This is a genomic window from Achromobacter spanius, assembly GCF_029637605.1.
GTDB lineage: Bacteria > Pseudomonadota > Gammaproteobacteria > Burkholderiales > Burkholderiaceae_B > Achromobacter > Achromobacter spanius_E.
Genome location: NZ_CP121261.1, coordinates 1,742,430 through 1,763,089 on the forward strand (window position 1 = coordinate 1,742,430; position 20,660 = coordinate 1,763,089).

Genomic DNA, 20,660 nt, shown 5'->3' on the forward strand with positions numbered 1-20,660 from the left:
GCCAATAGCCGCGGACGCGCCTTGCGTCAACGAAATGCCCAAGGCGCCCGTGGCGGTAACGATGCGGCTGGCGTCTTGCGCCGATACCGACACCGCGCCGCTGTCCGCCAGCACCTTCGTGCCGGCCGCCGCGCCCGTGTTGTCGATGATGGCGGTAACGTCCGCGCGCGACAGGTTCACGCCGATGGCGCCCGCGCCACCCAGGGACTTGCCGCCCGCGCCAGCCACGGTAATGCTCAGCATGCTGTTGGTCAGGCCATGGCCCTGCGTCAGCGAACCGATGTCCAGCGAAATCAAGCCGCCGGAGGTAACGCGATCCACCGCCTTCTGCAAGCTGATGCCGCCCGTGCCGGTCGTGGCGCCCAACTGCATGGCGATGCCGTCTTGGGCATTTTCCAGCGAGCTGGCCAGTTGGTAGCGAAACGTGCCGCCCTGCGAGGCGTTGATCACGTAGTAGCGCTGGCCGTCGACCAGGCCAGCGATGTTCGTGCCTAGGCTGCGGTAGATCACGGTGTCGCCCGTGGCCAGACCCGCGTCGGCGGCGAAGGTGAAACTGTTTTCGCCCGCCACCTGCGTCTTGCCGCTGCTGGCGGACAGGGTCGCATCCGTGGGCGTGCCTTGCGTGATGCTGGTGTTCTCGGTGCCGTCGCTGCCCGTGCTGGTCGTCGTTTGCGACGTCTGGCGTTGCAACTCCACTTGCGTGAACGCAATCATCGCGTCGGGGTTGACCGAGACCGGCTTGCTCTGCGCGTCCAGCACCTTGTTGCCCAAGGCGTCCGTCAGGAAATACTCGTAGCGCTTGGTGCCGGTATTGAACTCGGCCACATAGCCCAGGGCAGCCAGCGTCACGGCCGCGCCGTTCACGTCCTTGAAGCGCAGCGTGGTGCTGTCCACCACCTCAACCACGTACACGCCGTCATTCGCCAGGCCGGTCAGCACGCCATTGGCGCCCACGCTGACCACCACCTTGTCGCCCGTGGCCAGGCCGTGCGCCTTGGGCAAGGTCAGGCTGCCATCGGCGTTCAGCACCGCGCCCGCGGGGTTGTTCACACTGAAGCGCTGCAAGGCGCTGCCCACCGTCGCGCCGGACAGGTCGATCAGGTTGCCCTGGCCGTCGCGTAGCTGGAACGAGGTCTGGTCGGCGCTCAGGTTGACCACGTAATAGGTCACGCCCACCTTCAGCACGTCCTTGCCCTGGGCCAGGATGCGGTTGGCCAGCACGTCGTCGATCTGGCCGTTGCTGCCCACCGACCCGCTATACATGATGGCCGAGCCTTCCTGCACGCCCGCGAACGGCGCGTTCAGCGTCAGCGTGTTGGTGGCGGGGCTCAGCGTCACGCCCGCATCCACGCCGTGGAAGGGTTGCAGGTTGACGCTGGTGGAATTCTGCATGCGCACATAGGCAAAGCCCACGGCGCCAAGATTGCTCACGCTGGAGAATTGCAGCGCCTTGCCGCGCAAGGCGTCTTCCTGCGTGTCGGCCAGCTGGATAACGGCTTCGCCATTGGCGGCCTCGCGGCGGATCACGTAGTACACGCGATCGTTGCGCAGGCTGGAGCCATCGGCCAGCTTGATGTTGGCCGCGCCCGCGCTCAGGTAAATGCCGTCGCCGGTTTGCCAACCCGAGAATTCACCGCCCGTGCTGCCGGTCTGCCCCGGCATGCCGGCATTGCCGCTGGTGTCTTGCGTGCCGTTGATGACGGCCGCCGCGTCGCCCGTGAAGGTCAGCGTGCTGCCGCCCCGGTCCACCTTGATGTCGTTGCCGCCCACCGACAGCTGGTCGCCACCGTTGAGTTGCGCGTTGCCGCCCGCGGCCATCGGGTCCACCAGCCCGGCGAACACGTTGACGTTGCCGGCCACCGCCTGCACATCGCTGCGCAGGATGGCGGCCGAGACCTTCGGGTTGGGCGTTGCGCCCGCGTTGTCCGCCACATCCACGGTCGTGACCGCCGCGCCGGAGTCGGCCAGCGTGGTGTTGTTGAAGCCCAGCAGATTGCGGTCAAAGGCGGTGTTGCCGCCCATGATGTTGACCGCCACGGCCAGGCCCACCGCCGCGCCTTGCGTGGCGATGGAACCCGCGACCGTGATGGCGTACAGCGCCGACGCATCCGAGGCGTTGACGCGCACCGCGTCGCCCGTGAAGCCAGTCTGGCTGCCCGCCTTGATGGTGCTGCCGCTGATGCGCGCTTCGGTTGCGCCGCGCATCATGTTGACGTTGACCGCGCCGGCCAACGCCAGATTCTTGGACAAGGCGCCGGCCGCGCCCACCGACACCAGCAACGGCGACGAATGCGCCGACACATCCACCTTGCCGGCCACATCCACGTCGGCGTTTTCAATCAAGGCGCTGGCGCGCGAGCTGACTTCGTTGACGCTGACCGATGCGCCGGCCGCGATCGAACCGCCCGCCGCCACCGCCACGCCACCCGTCACCGCAACCAGCGTGTTGTTCTCGGTGGCCGTCACCGTCAACGCCGTGGCGTTGATGCTGCTGCGCGCCACCACCGCGCCATTGGCGTCGTAGCGCGGCAGCACATAGGCCGCCACGGCCGAGCTGACGCGGTTGACTTGTATCGAGCCCGCGCCCGCGAACTTGGCCGTGCCCATGCCCACGCCGACACCAACCGCGCCCCCGCCCAACGACGACGTGTCTTCCGCGCTGATGTTCACCGCCCCGTGGCCCTTGGTATCCACGGTCGACCCCTGGACGCCGGCCGTGACCGAGTTACCGATCTCGTTGTAGCTGATGGCGATGCCCACGCCCGCCTTCTTGCCCACCCCCGCCGCGCCGGTAATGGCGACGAGCGTGGTCTTGTCCCGCGCCGTGACGTTGACGTCGTGGTTGCCGGTGGCCGCGCCGTCATGCGTGACCTTGCTGTTGATCAGATAGCTTTCAATGCGGTTGGACACCACGTTGACGGACACCGAGCCGCCCACGCCCGCGCCATCGCGCGCCATGCCCAACGCGCCGGCAAAGCCGACGACGACCTGGGTGGATTCCGCCGACACATCGATGCGGCCCGTGTACAGCAGGTCCGTCACCTGGCGGATGCCCGCCTCGACATTGCTGGTGCTGACGTTGACCGCAATGGCCGCGCCCACGCCCGCCTTGCCGTCCGTCGTGGCGACAGCGCCGGCCACGGTGGCCAGTACGCTCAGGTCGCGCGCTTGCACCGTGATGTCGCGCGCCGATACCTTGGCCGCGTTGCTCAGCACCGCGATGTTGGCGTAGTCCGCCACGCCCACGGCGGCCGAACCCGCCACCGCGACGCCCTTCTGCCCCTTCGCCCCGGCCATGCCGGCCGCGATGGTGACCGCCACGCCGGTACGACGCGCGGCCAGGGCCAGATTGGCCGTCACCGCCGCCAATTCCCCCACCGCCATCACTTCGGCACGGGCTTCGCCGCCCAGCATGTTCATGCTGTAGGCGCCCGCGATGCCCACGTTCGACTTGGCGGAGTCCGACTGCGCCAGCGCCGCCGAGCCCGACAGGGCCAGCGCGTGCGTGTTGTTCAATGCCGTGATCGACGCATCGCCGCCAATCTTGATGACCATGCCCGCCGCGTTCACGTAGGCCTGGGCAAAGTCGCTGACCATGTTGACGGCCACCGCGCCCGAGATCGCCACGCCTGCCTTGGACGGCTGGCTGCCGGCCCCGCCACCTGCACCACCGCCAGTCGCCGCGCCCGCATCCTGGGTCAGTTCGCCGACCTTGCTGCTCAGTTCATCCAGCTTGGTCGAGACATCCGTGGACGACGACCCGTCGCCCTGGCTGCCCGGCAGCTTGATGGCCGACGTGTCGGTGCCACTGCCGCCGGTGCTGCCGCCACTGCTGCCGCCCGTGCCCGCACCGGTGCCCGTCCCCGCGCCCGCCACGGGGCTGGACACGCGCGAGCCTGCCACCGCGAAGTTGCCCACAAAGCCCTTGTTTTCCGCCCGCACCGATAGCGACGCGGCCGAGAACGAACCCGCCGGCAAGCCCGTGGGCGCGCCATCGGACACGCGCAGCGTGTCGCCGATCAGCGCCTGGGTCCAGCGGTTCACATCATTGATGGACACGCTCATGCCCACGCCCGCCGCCTGCGAGCTGGCGGCGGCACCTGCAATGGTGCCAACCCACGTGGCGTCCGTCGCCTGGATGATGGCCGCGCCGCTGGCGTCCACCGTTGCACCACGCCCAACCTGCGCCAAGGTTGTCGCGCTGGTCGAGTTGACCAGCACCACGCCGTTGACGGCCAACGTCTTCGCCTGGCCGCCCGAAGCGCCCAAGGTGACCGAGATCAATTCATTGTCGGCATTGACCGTCAGCTTGCCGGTGTTGATCACGGCCGTGTCGCTGACCACCGCGCGCGTGTCGTGCTTTGCGGCGTTCACATACACCGACACGCCAATCGCCGAGCCTTCCTTCGAGCTGCTGCCGTAGTCAAAGCCTTGGTACTTCGGCGTCAGGAAGCCCTTGGCCAGGTCCTTGCCGTAGCTCATGCGGCTTTGGCCGTCCGCCTTGGGATCGGCCTTTTGCAAGGACTTCGCCCCGCCGATGGATATCGACGGCAGGATGATGTTGCCGACCAGGTTCAAGCGCTGCGAGGAGTTCTCGGCGTCAACCGTGACATCCCCGGCGGCGCCGCTGGCCAGGCGCGTGTCGATCTTGCCCGCCACATTGGCCAGCGTCTTGGTGTCTTGCACCAAAACGGTGAAGGCGCCCGACAGCGCCAGCTTCTTGCTCTTGGCGGTGGCGCTGGCCCAACTGCTGAAGCTGGACGAAATGCCGCCCGTGCTGGTCAGCGTGGCCTGCAAGTTGTTCAGGAAGCTGGTGGCGGCGGCGCTGGCCACCGACATCTTGGCGCTTGTACCATCGGCCGCGTTCCACTTGGTGTCGATGCCATCGAACGGCGCGTACAGGTTCACCAGCCACAACTTGTTTGGGTCGATCTGGTTCAGCGAGCTGGCCGTGGCGGTCACATCGCCGCCATTCGTGGTGATGGTGGCCAGGTTGCTGATGCTGGCCTGCGTCTTGACGGTGTCAATCCCGATGATCACCGCGGCCGCCGCGCCAAAGTCGGAACCGTCCGGCCCCGCCGCGCGTTCCGGCTGGTTGGTGGTCAGGTTGTTTTTCTTGTTCAGAAAGGCCTGCTTGTCGGCGATGGCCTGATCATCCACCCCGCTCATGACGGTGAGCTTGGTGTTGTACTGCGTCACCGCATTGACGGTGACGTCGCCGCCCGCCGTGGTGACCGTGGCGGCGTTGATGCCGTTACCGATGCGGGCGGTCGTCGTGATATTACTCATCGACATGCCCAGCGCCGCGCCCACCTGGAACTCGGTGGACGGGTTGTCGATTTCCTTCTGGATGCCGGCATCGTATTTGGCGCGGTCCTCGAAGTCCTTTTCCTGCTTGATTTCCTTGACCTTGTCGCCGAACTTGCCGCCCCGGCTATCGGATACCAGCGCGCTGAAGAAGCTCTTCACGTACTGCGTGCCGGTGCCCAGGCCGCTGGTAACGCCGCCCACGGCGGGGGTAACCGTCTTGGAAATGGCCGCGCTCTTGGCCTCGGTCTGCACCGACGTCAGATAGTCGCTGCCCGTCGCGGCACGGCCGCCCAGAATGGTTTTGACCGAGATCGCGCTGCCCGTGTCCACCGCGCGGGCTTCAACGAGGACCTTGCCCGCGTTGCGCGTCACGACCGAGCCATCCATGAAGGCTTCGGTGCTGAGCTGGTTGTAGGCAAAGCCCACGGCCACGCCCACCTTGGCCACGCTGGCCTTGTACTTGCCGGTTTCTTTCGACGGGTCGATCTTGCCGTCCGCCCCGGTCACGGGCTGGGTGTCGTCGCTTTCCGCCATCGCGCCCTTGGCCGTGATGGAAATTGTGCTTTTGTGATTCGTGATGGCCTGGATGGTGACATCGCCGCCCACGCCGCTGACGGTGCCGGTCATGGGGTCGGCGGTGTGCTGCAAGCCGGTTTCCAGGCGCGCGGACGCACCGATATGCACCGTGGATTCGCTCAGCACAACCGCCACGCCCACGCCGATCACAGCCGGCACGGCACCCATCTGCCCTGGCAGCAGGGCAATGGACATCTCGTTCGTGACTTCGGACTTGATGGTGATGGCCTTGGAGGCCAGCACCGTGCCTTGCACGTCAATGTTCGAATAATTTTGCAGCACGCCGACCGCGATTCCAGCCACCTTGGCCACCAGCGGGCTTAGCGTGACCGTGGCCGACGAGGTGGACGTGATCGTCACATCGCTGTTGGACACCAGGCGGGCCTGCGTGCCGACATTGATGGACGACTTATAGGTAATGCCCGCCCACGACGCCATGGCGCTGGCGCCGTCCAGGAATGTCATGAGCGCATCGAACGCGGAGTTCACCCCGCCCGCCAAGGTGCCCAAGATGCCGCTCTGGTTCGCGCCGTTCTTGATCAGCGGGTCCAGGGCGTAGTCTTTGCTGTCGATCTTGGTCGTCAGGCTGACGCCCGAGCCGCCCGCGTCCTTGGCCCACAACGTGGCGTTGTTGATGGTGATGCGGGTTTCCAGCGTGTAGATCTGGGCGAAACCGCTGCGCCACGGTCGGTAGCGCTGCGCCGCCAATTCGACGGCGCCCGCCGCCAGCACGATGTTCGCGCCCGACGTGGCACCCACCGTGATCTTCTCGCCTTCCAGCCGCAGGGTATGGGCATTGTCCAGCGTGATGTCTGTGAGCACCGAGAACGATTGCCCACGGATGGTGACGTTGCGGCCCGTCACGGTGAGCGCCGTGTCGACCGTGCCGCTGCCGATGTCCAGCACATAGTCCAGCTTGTCGGTGTTGGCGCCCATCGTCACGCCGACAATTCCGCCGGTGTTCGAGATCAGGTTCGACAAGGCCGTGCCCGCGCCCAGCGCCATCACTTGCAGGCTGTTGCCTGAGCCCGTGTTTGACGCCAGCGACACCGTGACCGTGCCTGCCGTGGTGTCGGCGGGCTGCGTCACCACGAAGGAGACGTTGCTGGTGTTGCCCATCAACGTGTCGTAACCGCCACTGGTCGCCAGCGTGACGGGTTTGCTCCACGTGGATGCATCCAGCGTGGTCGCACCCGTGGTGTTGGTGGCGATGAGGGTGGCGTCAGAGAACGAATTGCCGCCAAAGTTCACGATCGACGTGCTGGCGCCGCCATTGTCGTAATGCACGTTTCCGTTGCTCAGCACCGCGCCCACGCTGGTGTTGACCACCAAGTGATTGCTTGCCGCGGCTTGCGTCTGGATGTTGTTGCCCGCGCCGGTGTTCAGCGCGGCTTGGCCATAGTTGACGACAAAGGTGTTGTCGCCGCCGCCCGAGCGGATGGTGGAATTCGTGCCTGCCAGCACGAACTCCGTCTGATGGCCAATCGCCAGCGCCGCGCCAGTCAGCACGCCGGCACTGTTGGAGCTGCTTTGCAACTGCCCCGCCGCGATCAGGCCCAGCTTGTAGGCCGCATCCGACAGGCTGACGGTGGAGTTCGAGACCGTGCCGTCCGCGTTCAGCGCCGCCTGCATGCCCGGCGCCAGCGAGAACACGCCCGAGAAACCGGCCGCAATCGCGTCCTGGCTGTAGGCCACCTGCAAACGCCCTTGGGCATCGAGGCTGGCCGTGAGCGCGTACAAATAGTCCCAAGGCGTGGTGGTGTCGGTATCCGGAATCAGCTTGCCCGTGTTCGGGCCGCTGACGGCAACACGCAACGGTTCGCCCGCCGCGTTCACCATGATGCCGGCGCCGATGGCGTCCAGCAGATCTTGAACCGTGCGCACGCCTTCCAGGCCGACATCGACCCGCGCGTTGGCATGGTTGGGAAACACGAACGCCAGCGCCGGGCCTTCGGCCGGCGTGTAGCCCGACGTCAGGTCGGACAGATAGGTTTGCGTGGTGACGCCGGTGAAGGCAGTCGTGTCCACCGTGTTGGCAGTTGCCCCGCCCTGCACCACGAAGCGGAAATCATTCACGTTGGTGAATGCGCTGTTGATCGTGACGCCGCCCGCACTGATCGCAACCTGGCTGTTGTTCAGCGCCACGTTCTTGCCGCCGGTGGACAGCTCGACGGTGTTCGAACCGGCCGAGCCGATCACCTGGGTGGCATAAGCGTTGCTGATGACGAAATAGTTCGACAGGCCGGCCACGCCGTCCAGCACCGCCGTGCCGGCAAAGCGCGAGGTGTCGATCCAGTTACCGTATTCGCCGCTGACGATGCGGGCGCTGGTGATGCCGGTGTAGGTGGAGGCCGTGGCCTGCGTTTCGCTGGCGGAACGCTTGATCCAGGTGGTGCCGCCCGTTTGCTCGAACGACACGTAGCCCACGCCGCCTGTCGCGGCCGTCTGCGCGACATAGTCCGCGCCGGCTATACCCGTCAGGCCATCGGCCGCCACGACCAGTTCGGTCGTGGCGTTGGCGCCCGTGCCGCCCGTGATCGCGTAGCGCCCACCCAGCAGCATGACCTGATGCTTGGTGTTGGCACCCGAACCGGACTTGATGACGCCGCCCGCCATCAGGCCGCTGACCAGCACCGTGTTGCCACTGAACGCCGACGCATCGATCAGCATCGAACCCAGGCCGCCGTTCAGGCGCGCGTCGCTGAAGACGCCATGCAGCGTGTTCGCCAGCACCGGCGCCGCCTGGCCCGCCGCCAGCGCGGTGCCGTCGGTTTGGTACGCGGCTGTCAACGCCGTGTTGGACAGCGTGAAATTCCACTCGCCGTTTTCGTCCAGCGTGTTGCTGAGCGACCCCGCCTGCGCCCAGAGCTCGTTGGCGCCCTGGTAGCCGGTAAACGTGTTGTGGCCCAAGCCGCCCTTCAGGACGTTGGCGCCCGCGCTACCGATCAGGGTGAGATCGCCGCGATAATTCGTGCCGTCCAGCGTGACGACGGTGCCCGCGTGCGCGGCCGTGCCCGCCGCTGCCGTCGGGTCAATGGTGCGATAGTCCTGCAAGGTCACGGCGTTCACGCCGCGCAGGGTCACCGTCGTGGCGGCTCCCGCGCCCACGGGCGTGTTCGTCAACGTGGCCGAGGTCTTGTCGCCGCTGAGCGTGGCGTTGCTGTCCACGCCCGCGATGTATTCGGTGGCGCCGCCCGTGGCCAGGTTGCCGATCACCAGATCGTTGCCGCCGCCCCCGCTGATGCGGTTCTGGGCAAGGCTGCTTGCCACGGTAATGATGTTGTCGCCCAGGCTGCCGACGATGTCGTTGCCATAGGTGCCGCCCGCGCCGATGACGTTGCTGATGTTCAGCACGCCGGCCATGCCGCTGGCGTCGTACAGGCCGGTGTTGCCGTCCTGGAAGTTCAGGTTGACGGTAACGTTGTCTTCATAGGCCGAGTAGTCCAGCGTGGTCTTTCCGGCCACGCCGAAGAACATCTGCACGTCAAGATTGCTGACCAGCGCGGTGGCGCCGTTCAGGTTGTTGACGCTGCCGTCGGCGGCCACGCCCGCGCCCAGGTACACGGAGATGCCGCCGCTGGTCTGCACACGGGCGGTAACGTCAACGCCATATTGGGAAAGGTCCAGGGTGTTGCCGCTTTGGCCAGCCTGCTGGGTCAGGGTAAAACCGATGGCGCCGCCTGCAACGATGTAGGTGTTGCCGCCGCCGCTGCCGCTGATGATGTCTTGCGAATTATTGATCGTGACGGTGGTGTCGCCCACCACCGTGATCTTGTTGCCGCCCTGCGTCGAACCTTTGACTCCGCTGATCGCGCGCACATAGCCGAATCCGGTCGGCGGCGGCGGCGGAACTTCCTCGCCATTGGCGTCGGCCGTGGGGCCGGACAGGTCCACCGTGATGCCGGTGGCGTATCCGCTGTAGTCCAGCAAGGTCTTGCCGTCCAGCGCGGTGCCGATCAGGTTGAAGGTCTTGCCGCCGATCTTCAGGCTTTGCGTGCCGTCGGCCGACTTGAACACCACGTTCACGGTGTGCTGCGTCCAGACGTTGGCGGCGTCCACCGTCGAATACTGAATCTGGTAGGCGTCGTCGTTGCTGATGATGGCGGTGACGTTGCCCTTGATGCCCGAGAAGTCCAGCGTGTTGTTGCTGTTCTCGTCGTCGTCGTTGCGCACCCAGACGCCGTTTTCCTGCTTCATGCCCTGGCGCACTTCAATCGTCGTCACGGCAGCGGTCGAGCTATTGTCGAAGACGAAGGTGTTGTTGCTGCCGTAGCCGATCAGGTGGTCATTGGTGGCCACGCCCTGCAAGGTCGAGCCGCCCGATTGCAGGCCGGTGGCGCTGGCCATTACGCCGTTCCAGCTGGCGACCGTGACCGAGTTGGTGTCGATCACGCCGTTGCGGTAGTCCAGCACCCAGTCGCCGCCCAGCGCGGCGCTGCCGACGGTGTGCGTGGCGGCCGCCACGTCCGCGCGCGTGATGGCGGACAGGCTGTCCACGAAGGCAATGCCGCCCTTGCCGGCGGCCACGTTGCAGCCGTACAGCAGCAGGTCGCCGTCGTCCGACAAGGCGTCGCCCCAGGCGCGCAGCTGTTCCTTGTAGGTGTCAAGCTGGCCTTCGCCCAGCGTCGCGGTGCCCAAGCTCAGCGAGCCGGCGCTGCCGTGACTCATGATCTGCACCGCCGCCAGATCCTTGTGCTGACCCAGAATCTGCGTGATCTGGTCCACGCCGTCGTAACGGCCATCCAGCACGATGATCTCGGTGTCGTGCGCGCGCAGCACCTGCGCTTGCGGGCCATCGCCCGTGGGCTTGATCAGGCCGTCCAGGCCTTCGGTCTTGCCGCTGATCAGGCCATACAAGCCTTGCACGATCTGCTCGGCGTTATCAACCGCCGGGTCCACGAAGATGATCTGGCGCACCGGCGTCTGTTCGGACTGCGTGGTGTAGCCGGCAACGTTCGCCGCCTGCGCCGACGGCTTGGCCGCGTTGGCTTCCTGCCCGGGCAACCACGCCTTGGCGTCGCCCTGGCGCGTGGCGTTGGCCTTCGCGTACTGGTCCAGCGTCAGCATGTCGCTGTGCTGCGCCACCGCCTTGAAGGCAGCGCGTTCCACCAGATACGGATGGGTGCCGGGCGCGGAGGGCTTCTTGCCTTGATGCGCGCCGGCTGCTGGATCGGCCGGCGCCACAACGGGCGCCTGGTCGCTCGTGGGCGGCGGCGGCGGCACAAGCAGGTCGGCCGACATGAGATAGCGGCGCTCCAGCGCCTCGAAGAGTGGCCGCCTGCGGAACAAGGATTGCTGCACCTCGCGGGAGGAACGGCCGGTCCACAGTTTGCGCGCCAGTTTCTTCATGCTCATATCGTCGCTCGACATTTGTTATTGCGGGCGCCGGACACGCCCAAAATTTTGAACTTTCCTACGTGCGCGCAAAGGGCCGCGCACGCCCTGCCTTTGCTGCTTACAGAATCTGCTGGCTGATCGCCGCGATATCCGCGGCGTTCAGCGTGCCTGCTGCTTGCTTGAGCTTCAGGCCGTCCAGCACAAAGTTGTAGCCAGCCTCGGCCTGCTGGCGCTTGGCGTTGTACAGATTGCGCGAGGCGTCCAGCACGCTCACGATGTCGTTCAGCCCTGCCGAGAAGCCCTCTTCCTTCAGCTTCAGCGCCAGCTCAAACGACTCCACCGAACTGTTCAGCGCGCGTATGCGATCCACGCCGATGACGATGTTCTGGAATGACGAGAACACCTGGCGCTGCACCTTGCGGCGCGTCAGGCTCAAGTCAGACGACGCGGCACTCAGGCGGCTAGCGGCGGCGTGGCTCATGCCGTACGTGTAGCCGCCCTGAAAAATCGGCACCGACAGATTCACCGTGAAGCGGGTATCGGCCACCGTGCTGCCGCCGCCAAACAAGCTGCCGCCGGTTTCGTTGCGGCCGGTGGACGCGCGCAGGTTCACGCTGGGGTAGTAGCCCGCCTTCTGCACCGCCACTTCCTTTTCCGCCACGGCCACGCCGGCCGACGCCGCGCGGATCGACCAGTTCTGGTCCAGCGCCGTGCGCAGCCAGGCTTGCGCGTCGTTGGGCGCGGGCAAGGTCATCGGCAGGTCTTTGCGGACCGGACGCAGCTTCAGGTTGCCGTAGCCGATGATTTCCTGAATGGCTTGTTGCTTGTCCAGGTAATCGTTTTGCGCCAGCAACGTGTTGGCGTCCTGGATGTCCAGACGCGCCTGCACTTCGCTGACACCCACGCGGGTTTCCTGGCCGCTCTGATAGCGTGCCTGCACCAGTTCCATCTGCTTTCTGGTGGTGCGGCGCTCGGCCTCGGTCAGCTCCACCTGATCTTGCGCGGCCAGCACGCTGAGATAGGCCGTGGCGGTACGCAGCATCAGGTCCTGTTGCGCGTAGGCGTAGCTGGCCACTTCCTTGCGTTCGGCGTCCTGCGCCTGGCGCCACTTGTGATAGGCGCCCAGTTCAAAGAGGGGCTGGTTCAAGGTCAGCGCCCAGCCGTTTTCGGCCCAGTTGGCGCGGCCCGTCTGGTACACGGCGTTTTCGCTATCCACCACGTTCTGCTTCACGCGGCTGCGGTTCACTTCGCCGGTAACGCTGGGCAAGAGGCCCGCGCGCGCGGACGTCACGCCGTAACCCACCGCTTGCAGTTCTTGATAGGCGCCCTGCAATTGCGGGTCGTTCTGAAGCGCCATCATGTAAACCTGGTCAAGCGTCATCGGATCGCTTTGATCCGGCAACTGCGCGCCGTTATAGGCCGGGTTGTCTTCCGGCAGGTACGACGCGGGCGCGGGCAAGACGGTGTTCTCGTCAAAACGCGGCGCAGGCGACGGCGCAACCTCGTCCATCTGCGCGCTGGGCGTGGTCTTGCCGAAACGCGAGTCCTGTTCCGGCGTGCGCTGGCCCATCATGAGCGTGCCACTTTCGGTCTGCACGCCGCTGGTTGCGGCGGTGGTTGTGGCGGTGGTTGTGGCGGTGGTTGTGGCGGTGGTTGTGGCGGGCGTGGCGTCGGTCTTTTCGGCATTTGCTGCCGGCGCGCCGCTGCGCGCGGCGCAGCCCGCCACGCCCATTGCCGTCAACACGGCCAGCGCGATCATGCCCGTGCGCGCATGCGCGGGGCGGAAGAGAAGCTTGTCGTTGTCAGTCATAGTAGACAGTCAGAAACTCGTGTCCGTCCCGCGCGGCGCCGGCAGCCAGGCTGTACAGGCTGCGTGGTTCGTCGGGCAAAAGAAAACCCAGGACCTCGCTTTCGGCCAGAGCCAGGCTGGCGGCCAAACGCAGAAGATCGGGAATGAAGGCTCGCAACGGCAGGTCTGCCCCGCGAAAAGTGACGGTGAACGAATCGCGGCGGGTATCCGCTTCGTCCACTTCCAGAAACATGAAACCGCTGGGATCGGCTTGTTCGCAGGCCTGGGCCACGATGCGCTCGGCCACCTGGCGCAACACGGGGTTGGCCAGCTTGGCCAGGCGCGGCGCCAGATGGGCGTCAAACGCGGCGCGATCGGCCAGGTAGCGCATGCGGTAGGCGGTGATGGCCGCTTCCTGCTGGGTTGCCGGATGCCACTTGTAACCGCAGCCCAAGGGCAACACGCCGTGCTGGCGCAGGGCGTCGGGTGCTGGCATGAATTCCAGATAGATGCGGTACGTGCCCGCAGCGCCGTCCGGCTCGTAGGCGAAGTACATGGCGCGCGCGTGCTCCATGTCTTGCTGCACACGCATCCAGAGCGATTGCGGGATGGCCAGCGCCTGCGACAGCGTGGCCATGTCCATCTGATGCCAATGTTCACGCTGGATGCCCAGCATGAAGCGGTTGCCGACGAGACCAGCAGCCGAAAACTTCATCGACCACTCGACCCCATCGATCTGCCTGCCCTTGAAGACGGTCAGCAGGCGGTCCGCCCAGAGCCGCCGTTCCCCCCGCAGCGTGTGCAGGGGGATGTGAATCTCCGGCTCAGCGCCGGTTTGGCTTGCGGCCGGGCCGATCGCGGGAGTCAGGGAGGCGGTCAGCATGGCCTGGGGCGAAGGCTCAGGCCGCGGACTCGGCGGACGCCGTGTCAGCGGGCGCGGCGTCGGTGCTTGAGGCCACGTCCTTTTGCTGCTGCGCCTTCAGACGGCGCTGTTCGTCCAGTTGCATGGCCAGGCGCTGGATGTTGCCCAGCGAGGCACGATGCAGTTCGATCAGACGCAAGATGCCCGAACGCTGAAGCTCAACCACGCGCGCGTCATCGATACCGGCAAACTTTTGTTCGTCCACGACCCAGAAGCCGCTCAGGTAACGGTCACCATCGGCTTGCGAAATCGTGATCGTCTTGGCCGACAGCAGGCCCAGCTCGTTCAAGCGCTTGGCCATGCTCTTGGTCAGTTCCATTTCGCCCTGGAACACGCGCAGGAATTCCATCATCTGCGTCAGGTAGCCGGTTTCCTTGCCGTCTTCAAACAAGGCCACGCCATCGGCCGTGTTGATGCCGGGGTAGGACTCGTCGATACACACGGCCAGGCGGTCGGCTTCGGAGGTCGTGCCCAGCACGAAGGGGTAGCGGCGGGCAAAGGCCGGCACGTAGGTGTCGGGCCGCCAGGTGCCCTGCTCGGTCACGAACAGGTTGGACTTGTCTTCCAGGCCGAGCAGCACGGCGACGTGGAAATTATCGGCTTCGTCGCCGACGAAAACGATAGGGTAATGACGGCTGGCATCGGCGAATTCGCTGGCGGCAATGGGCAGCGCATTCGTGTCCAGCGCAAACGCGTAATGATCCGGCTGGATTTGGATTTTGGTGTTCTGATGCGCCGCACGGTCCAGGGCAACAGCTCGCTCGTAAAACACAGTTGCTGACATTATTAAATTCTCCTTACCCGATGCTTGTTACTTTGTCCACGTTTTCGGTAAGGATTATGCGCAACTTCAGAATGAAGTTTTTCGGAAAATCCATCCGCCATAAGGGTGAACGAAGGAAAGAATTAGACGGGTTTTGTTAGATTTCGTCCATACCTGGAATTGGGCATTTTCCCCTATAGAGAAGACAATTCTGCTGCCGAATTCAGCCCTGCGTGGACATAAACCGATATATTTCAAATCACATCAAAAATGGCCTGCGTCTTGGAAAAAAATAAGCCGCCATTGAATAAGCCGCGCGCAAATGGCCAATGGGCGCCAAAAAGAATGAATATTCAGTTGACGCAGGTCGGGTAACTTAATGATTGAGTTGGCACTGAAAATTACGCCAAACGAATGATGGCGGCATCGGACTTCAGGCCTGGGACACCTGCTGGACAGACGACGCGGCCGCTCGATATTTCGTCGAGAGACAAGTCAAGGTTTGTTAATTTATTTCGAACTGTGTCGCGGCGCCCTTGGTAGCGCGGCGCGGCGGTCTGCTTGGAAAGCCGGCTTGGTCCCTGGTCTTGCGCGCAAGGGGTTTATGACAGAATGGCGCGATGCGCCTATTCATCACCGTTAGCATCCTGATTCTGGCCGCCCTGGCTTTCGTGGCTTATCGCTATGCCCTACGTGCGCCGGGCGATACGCCGCGCCGCATCGGCAGCGACGTCCTGGCCGGCGCCATCATGTTTGCCTTGTTTGCCCCGGCAATAGGCGGCGCCGCGGTCACGATCACCATCAGTGCCATCGCGATGGCCCCGAAGAACCTGATGATGTTGATCTTCGGCTTACCCTGGTTTTATATATTTGGCGCCGTGCCCGCCCTGTTGTGCGGCGTGGTGGCCGGCGCCTTGCGGCCTGCCCGGGCCACCTGGTGGTCATACGCCAAGGTCGCGCTCGTAGGCGGCGTTTTTGGCGTGGGCTTTGTACAAGGGTTCACGAGTCGCGAGTTTGAATGGCAAGAGCTCAACGGCGCCTTGGCCATCGGCGGCCCCGCCGGCGTGCTCAGCGCCTTTCTTTGCTCGATGTGGCTGTACGGCAAGCCCGGCAGCACCCGCCCGGCCAATGGCGATGCGGCGCGGGCAACGGGATAGCGCTCAGAAGCCCTTGGACCCCGACCTTTCTTCAGCCTTTTCCGCTTCTTCTTTCTCTTCGGCCTCGGTCTTCACCTCTTGCAGCTTCACCGTCTGCGTACAGCCATTGGCCGCCGCGCACTGGGCAGGCTGTTGCGAGCTTTTCACGCACTCGGCAAAGGCAAGCGCCGCATCCACCGTCGGGAAGTGGTACGACTGTCCATCCGTAAAAGCGACCTTTCCTTCGACTGAGCAATCCATGTCTGACTCCGTTAGCGACGCAATTCTTCGTCGGCATAGCCAAAAGGCCAGCGGCGCTTGTTCGGTTCAGGGGTCGGCTTTTCGTTATTCATGATGGACTCCAATATTCGAATATCGAAATCCTATCTGCGCAGTTGTAACAGCCACGTAAGGGTTCGCAAACAAGCCCTTCAAGCACGGTGACACCGTCCTGACGACCATTCGCCAAAACACGTTCAGGCGCTACTCAAGCTCTGCGTTTACCGTTGGCTTGTCATGCGCCAACCACACCGCGCTGAGAAAATCTGCGAATGCAGCGCCAGAATTTCATCGTGAATGGCGATGACAAACTGCGAATCGAGCACCTACCGATCCTTCAGCGCGATGAGCACTTCCCGATGGACAGCAATGACGCTCTTCGCCGCCGATGCCACCTTTTCTTTGTCTTTCTCGGTCATCACGGGCGGTAGGTCGCGCGCGGGTTGAATTTTTTCCCGCTGCACCAGTTTGTAGCCATACAACTTTTCACCGTAGGGGATTTCCATCGCCGCCTCATCTGCCAAATTACCGCTGCCCGGACTCCGGAGGCGCATTTCGCAACTATACAAGCCCGACTGAGAACCGGGGTTGGCTGGCCCAGCCTTTCCTGCGCGACGGCCATACGGCAATCGCCCACAAGGGCGATACTCCCCTCCCGCCTTCAGTGCTATCAATAAAACGCCAAGGGTGAAACCGCCGTCCGCAGGCACAACAACATCCCGCCCGATACGGATTGGCAATCTGAGGGAGGGCTTTGTCATGGCTTCAGGCTCACGTCTGTCTGACGTAATCGTCAAACTGCCGGACCGGTCGACCGTACGCATCGAACGTCGCCTGGTTATTACTCGCAGCGCCGACGCGCCGCCAGAACATCGCTATGTCTGCACGCTGGAATCAGGCGAACTCGTGACTTGGCTGGGCGATGGCAAGTACCGTTTGCCAGACGGCGCCGTCGCGGTGGCCGTGGCGCACAAGCGCCCGTAGTCACGACGGGCAGCGCAGCGTTGCCCTTCAATTCAGTGATTTTCCTTAGCATGGTTGACCGTGTATTTGGGGATGTCGACCGTCAGATCCTGTTCGCCGACGATGGCCTGACAACTTAAGCGCGACTGCGGCTCGACTCCCCACGCGCGGTCCAGCAGGTCTTCTTCGCCCTCTTCCACGTCATTCAGTGCATCAAAACCGCTGCGCACAATACAGTGGCAGGTTGTGCAGGCGCGGCTTTTTTCGCACGCGTGTTCAATGTCAATGCCGTGATGCAGCAACGCATCACAGAGGGAAGTGCCCGCGGACACGTCCAGCACCGCGCCGGCGGGTGCAAGATCGGGATGGGGAAGAACGGTGATTTTTGGCATATCGGGCCCACCTTATGTGTCGGTCCTGGAAGATTCAAACCAGTACCCCGAGACTAAAGATGCCCACGATGGCAAGGTCAAGCGCCCGCTACCGCAAATAATTGTCAAGTCCACACCAATTACCGCACCAAAACACTGTTATCGCCGCACAATCAATGCGCACGAATTCTCTGGACATCTCGTCCTTTGGGAGAACCATATGTGCGATTGCGCTGCTTGCGTTACCCCTTCCCCGGACTCCACCCCACGCCGTCGCCTGCTATTGGGCGCGGCAGGTCTTGCCGCTTTTGGCGCGACCGGCTGGGCGGAAACGGCCAATGCCGAAGTGCCGTCGAATGATATTGGCGGCGACGAAGCCTTGAAACGACTGATGGCCGGCAATGCCCGGTATGCGGCCAACAAACCCAACATGCGGGACTTTTCAGCGGGCCGGGCGGCTCGCGTCAAAACACAAAAGCCGATCGCCGCGATACTCAGTTGCTCGGATTCCCGGGTGGCGCCGGAATTGGCCTTCGACCAGAACCCGGGCGACGTCTTCATCGTTCGGGTCGCGGGAAACTTCATCAATGACGATGGCCTGGCCAGTTTCGAATTCGCCGCCAAGGTTTTGAACGCGCCGTTGATCCTGGTGCTGGGCCACAACAACTGCGGCGCGGTGGACGCCGCGATAAAGGTCCTGAAAGAAAACGCCGAGCTGCCCGGCCATCTGCCCCAACTGGTCAACGCGATCAAGCCCGCCGTCGAGCGCGCCAGCAAGGGCGACCCCAAGAACCTGCTGACCGCCTCCATCGCTGAAAACGTCCGCCAAGCCGTGCAGCGATTGCAGACGGCGCAGCCAGTGTTGCAAGGCATGGTGCAGGAAAAGAAGTTGATGGTGGCGGGCGGCGTGTACGACCTGGCCACGGGGAAGGTGACGTTGGTTTGATTGCTCGGGTTTGATTGCGCGGACGGATTGCGCTGGCTTGATCGCGCCGACCTGACCCGCGCTTGCACGGTCGCGGCCTTTCCTGGTGGAAGGCCGCGACCGGATTGCGAAAGCGGGCAGCCCCGCCCCGCTTGGTGTTTGCTTACTGCTTTACCGCCAAGGGATGTTCAAAGAAGAACCGCAACATCTCTTGCGTGGCATCCGGTCCGCTCAGGTCCGTGTACGACCCCTTGGGCGACCCGCCTGCCCAGGCATGGCCGGCGCCGTGCACCTCCCAATATTCCGCAACCACCTTGCCCTGCGCGTTCGTGTACACCCGCTTGGTGCTGTTACGCCCTTGGTTCGCCCCCGACACGCGCTGGCTTTGCACGCGCGAATCCGTTCCGGCACTGGCGGCGACGACCGCGCCGGCATTGGACGGGTGCACGGTGTTATCGCGGTCCCCATGAAAAACAATGGTCGGCACCGGCGTGCTGGACACCGCGCCCGGCCGTACCCCAATGCCCTTCATGGCCGACAAGGCGGACGGCAGGTCCTTGGCCGCGCCCGCTGCCAGGCCGGAATGCACGCCCGCCGCCGCATACAACTGCGGATAGGCATCGGCCAGAATCGCAGCCATCGCGCCGCCCGCCGACAAGCCCGCTACGTAGACGCGGCGCGTATCGATGCCGTATTCAGCGATGACGTGGCGCGTCATGTCCGCCAAAATCGACGGCTCGCCTTTGCCGGCCTGCTGGTGGTTGTGCTTGAACCAGTTCCAGCACTTTTGCGGATTGGTTTCGCGCGGCTGCACCGGATACAGCACATAGAAACCCTGCTCACGCGCCGCCTCGTTCATGGCGGTGCCGGCCGCGAAGTCGTCGGCGTCCTGCGTGCAACCGTGCAGCATCACCACCAGCGGCCTCGCTTGCCCGTTCACGCCCGGCGGCACATACAACTTGTAGGCGCGCTGACCGGCGCTATTGCGAAACGAACCCGCCGTGAAGAAATCACCCTTCGTCGTGGAGGAATCACCGGGCGCCCGATGGGTGGGCTTGGATGTCGGGGCGGCGCCATCGTCACGTGTCGGGGACGGTGCGGCGGCAGGGGATGATGCGCTCGGCGACCGCGCGGGAACCTCGCGCGCCTCGACATCAATCACATCGGCCTCGTCATAGCGCGGCGCGGCGGAGGCCGCCGTGGGCTGCACGCCCATCAACGCGGCTTGAATGGCGGCCGTGGCCGCGGCCAGGTTGCCGGAACGGGTAAGCCGCGTGGCTTGGCTCATCAGTTGCTGAAATTCTGGGTGCATAGGAAGACCTTGGAAGCGGCAATAAGGGGTCAGCGGATGCGCTGACGCAGGGCAGTCTTGACGGCGGGGCTGGCGTGCAAGGCCCCCAGTACCGTCACGGATTCAATCGTGGCCAACGCCAATTCGGGCGTCACGTCCGGCGCGATGGTCGCCAGGCCCAGAATCCGAATCTGCAGCATTTCACCCGCGGCCTGAACCGCGAGCAGATCGTCGACCGTGTAGTGCTGAATACCCAGCACCAAGGTCTTCCGGCTGACCGCCTGCCGCACCGCATCGCCGTGGGCGGCAAGCTGGTTGCGGATGGCGGTGCGGATCAGGTCGGTCCGGTTGGCGTAGAAGCCCTCTTGAACCAGAAGATCAATCTGGCCCAGGTCGACATAACCCAGGTTGATCGTGATCTTTTCGTCTGAGGGCTTGGGAGCGGAAGCGAGGCGTGGGGGACGTGGAGGCATGAAACGAAGCATAAAACCATCCAAGTGGATGGCCTATGGATGTTTCATCTTGATAGATTCCTCGGCATTGGCCTGACGCCGAGCCCGGGCGCTTTCAATACGGGCCAGCAAGGGCCCTTTGCGCTTGACGACGATTTCCAGGTAGCGCTCTCGCGACAAGGCCAAACGCACCAGCGTCGGCAGCGCCTCGTAGGCCCGTTCCAAAACCAACTGCACCGACGCCTCGTCCTTCAACTTGTCAGAGGCCACGTTCAACAGGCCATCCACCACCACCCGCTCGATTTTTGGCCAATGCTGGTCAATCAAGTCATGGCCCTTGTCACTGACCGCGCCCAACGCGGCACCCCCAGTGGCCTTGACCCTCACGGCTGAAGACGCAGTGTTTTCCACTGCACTGCTGACTGACCGGGACGCCTTGTCCGCCAAGTTCTTGGCGGTGCCAGACGCGCCCGAAGCCAGATCGGTGATTTTCTTGAACATGTCCTGATCCCGGTTGCGGCCATCCACCTTATTGGTGCTTTGGCC

13 protein-coding genes (1 of these 13 only partly in view) are annotated in these 20,660 nt (G+C 64.2%); 3 read left to right on the forward strand and 10 right to left on the reverse strand.

Going from position 1 to position 20,660, the window contains the following annotated elements:
• The 4 genes from P8T11_RS07550 to P8T11_RS07565 form a co-directional block, all read right to left on the reverse strand.
• Positions 1-11,241: the 5' end (the start) of a DUF4347 domain-containing protein gene (locus tag P8T11_RS07550; protein ID WP_268077526.1), read on the reverse strand. The gene continues 21,066 nt to the left of window position 1, outside the view; the window shows 11,241 of its 32,307 coding nt (coding positions 1-11,241); its start codon is at positions 11,239-11,241; its stop codon lies off the left edge, out of view.
• A 100-nt stretch (positions 11,242-11,341) separates the two neighbouring features.
• The gene (locus P8T11_RS07555; RefSeq protein ID WP_268077525.1) at positions 11,342-13,033 is read right to left on the reverse strand and encodes a TolC family outer membrane protein; all 1,692 of its coding nucleotides are present in this window, start codon (positions 13,031-13,033) and stop codon (positions 11,342-11,344) included.
• A complete protein-coding gene (locus P8T11_RS07560) occupies positions 13,026-13,895 on the reverse strand; it encodes a hypothetical protein (protein ID WP_268077524.1) in 870 nt (289 codons plus the stop codon). Before P8T11_RS07560 ends, P8T11_RS07555 begins: the two co-directional genes overlap by 8 nt.
• 16 nt (positions 13,896-13,911) lie before the next feature.
• Positions 13,912-14,718 (reverse strand): SapC family protein, encoded by an 807-nt coding sequence (locus P8T11_RS07565; RefSeq protein WP_268077523.1) that lies wholly within the window; start codon positions 14,716-14,718, stop codon positions 13,912-13,914.
• A 599-nt stretch (positions 14,719-15,317) separates the two neighbouring features.
• Between P8T11_RS07565 and P8T11_RS07570 the strand changes: the two genes are divergently transcribed.
• Complete coding sequence (locus P8T11_RS07570; protein WP_268077522.1) at positions 15,318-15,854, forward strand: hypothetical protein; 537 nt, start codon at positions 15,318-15,320, stop codon at positions 15,852-15,854.
• A gap of 3 nt (positions 15,855-15,857) precedes the next feature.
• Here the strand turns inward: P8T11_RS07570 and P8T11_RS07575 are convergent, their stop codons facing one another.
• On the reverse strand, positions 15,858-16,094 hold the full coding sequence (locus P8T11_RS07575; RefSeq protein ID WP_268077521.1) for a hypothetical protein: 237 nt from the start codon (positions 16,092-16,094) through the stop codon (positions 15,858-15,860).
• Between the two features lie 344 nt (positions 16,095-16,438).
• Entirely contained in the window at positions 16,439-16,618 is a 180-nt protein-coding gene (locus tag P8T11_RS07580) for a hypothetical protein (protein ID WP_268077520.1), read from the reverse strand.
• Between the two features lie 253 nt (positions 16,619-16,871).
• On the opposite strand from P8T11_RS07580, the gene P8T11_RS07585 reads away from it, so the two are divergent.
• On the forward strand, positions 16,872-17,096 hold the full coding sequence (locus tag P8T11_RS07585; protein ID WP_268077519.1) for a hypothetical protein: 225 nt from the start codon (positions 16,872-16,874) through the stop codon (positions 17,094-17,096).
• 32 nt (positions 17,097-17,128) lie between these two features.
• Here the strand turns inward: P8T11_RS07585 and fdx are convergent, their stop codons facing one another.
• Positions 17,129-17,467: an ISC system 2Fe-2S type ferredoxin gene (fdx, locus tag P8T11_RS07590; RefSeq protein ID WP_268077518.1), complete on the reverse strand. Its 339-nt coding sequence runs from the start codon at positions 17,465-17,467 to the stop codon at positions 17,129-17,131.
• Positions 17,468-17,666: 199 nt separating this feature from the next.
• Here fdx and P8T11_RS07595 point away from each other — a divergent pair, with 199 nt between their 5' ends.
• A complete protein-coding gene (locus tag P8T11_RS07595; RefSeq protein ID WP_278072167.1) occupies positions 17,667-18,392 on the forward strand; it encodes a carbonic anhydrase in 726 nt (241 codons plus the stop codon).
• A gap of 142 nt (positions 18,393-18,534) precedes the next feature.
• Here P8T11_RS07595 and P8T11_RS07600 read toward each other — a convergent pair whose 3' ends face one another.
• From P8T11_RS07600 to P8T11_RS07610, 3 genes are read right to left on the reverse strand one after another with little or no spacing between them, the layout of a single operon-like run.
• Entirely contained in the window at positions 18,535-19,683 is a 1,149-nt protein-coding gene (locus P8T11_RS07600) for an extracellular catalytic domain type 1 short-chain-length polyhydroxyalkanoate depolymerase (RefSeq protein WP_268077516.1), read from the reverse strand.
• Between the two features lie 29 nt (positions 19,684-19,712).
• Positions 19,713-20,135 carry a CopG family transcriptional regulator gene (locus P8T11_RS07605; protein ID WP_050449717.1) on the reverse strand — a complete coding sequence of 141 codons (423 nt, stop codon included), beginning with the start codon at positions 20,133-20,135 and terminating at the stop codon, positions 19,713-19,715.
• A 33-nt stretch (positions 20,136-20,168) separates the two neighbouring features.
• Positions 20,169-20,642 (reverse strand): hypothetical protein, encoded by a 474-nt coding sequence (locus tag P8T11_RS07610; RefSeq protein ID WP_268077515.1) that lies wholly within the window; start codon positions 20,640-20,642, stop codon positions 20,169-20,171.
• Between the last annotated feature and the right edge of the window lie 18 nt (positions 20,643-20,660).